Source organism: Pseudomonas sp. SDO5591_S426, from assembly GCF_054070755.1.
Genome location: NZ_JBSVXD010000429.1, coordinates 1 through 315 on the forward strand (window position 1 = coordinate 1; position 315 = coordinate 315).

The following is a 315-nucleotide window of genomic DNA, read 5'->3' on the forward strand; positions in this document are numbered from 1 at the left end:
CCCTGTTACCGCCGTGAAAGGGCGGTGTCCTAGGCCACTAGACGAAGGGGACACAAACCTTCTATACAACTGATCAGTGCTGAGAGCTGATCGATTCAAGGCCGGTGTGGCCAGACCTTGAACTGTAAAATTGGTGGAGCTTAGCGGGATCGAACCGCTGACCTCCTGCATGCCATGCAGGCGCTCTCCCAGCTGAGCTAAAGCCCCGGATTTTTCGCCTCGCGGCGGAGCGACATCTTGCAACATCGCTTCTGTAAAACTGGCGTCCCCTAGGGGACTCGAACCCCTGTTACCGCCGTGAAAGGGCGGTGTCCT

General features: G+C 57.5%; 1 tRNA gene. It reads right to left on the bottom strand.

The window, feature by feature from the left end:
* Positions 1-131: 131 nt before the first annotated feature.
* Positions 132-207: transfer RNA gene (locus ACW9JC_RS30445), tRNA-Ala, on the bottom strand.
* Positions 208-315: the final 108 nt, after the last annotated feature.